Origin of the sequence: Mesorhizobium sp. M1338 (assembly GCF_040318045.1) — a bacterium.
Taxonomy (GTDB): domain Bacteria; phylum Pseudomonadota; class Alphaproteobacteria; order Rhizobiales; family Rhizobiaceae; genus Mesorhizobium.
On the sequence record NZ_JAMYLL010000170.1, the window covers coordinates 1 to 524 of the forward strand.

Sequence of the window (524 nt, forward strand, 5' to 3'; positions counted from 1 at the left end):
GGGGGTTCTCCAGAAATGCGATCAAGAGATTGAACTCACATGCGGTAAGCTTGACCTCGCCACGCTCCGCACAGATCAGTCGCCGCTGCTTCACGCTGAGCTTCCAGGCCCCAAAGCGAAATGAGCGCTGCTCTCTGGTTCGCGGACTAGAAATGCGCTGGCGTAGCGCTACTCGAATGCGGGCCAAGAATTCGCGCATCCCGAAAGGCTTGGGAATGAAATCGGTTGCGCCGAGCTCCAGTGCAACCACTTTTTCCGCCTCATCAAGCCGGTCGCCGCTGATCACTATGATAGGAACATCCGATTTTGTCGCCAGATTGCGGACGATCGCAAGTCCATCCTCCCGGCCTAGGTTAAGGTCAACAACCACGAGATCGACTGGCTCACGTGAAAGAACATAGTCAAACTGCTTGCTATCGTGGACTGCGGTTACCTTCAGGGCATGCATCGTGAGATACTCGGCGATGAGGCGCCGCATTGCGGCATCATCGTCAATGACAAGAACATGTTTCAACGGCACACCT

The 524-nt window shown here is 55.2% G+C and carries 1 protein-coding gene; it reads right to left on the reverse strand.

The genetic code is table 11. The features are described from left to right. A partial coding sequence (gene virG / locus NKH19_RS33515) for a two-component system response regulator VirG (RefSeq protein WP_352984018.1) occupies positions 1–514 on the reverse strand: 514 nt, incomplete at its 3' end. Positions 515–524: the final 10 nt, after the last annotated feature.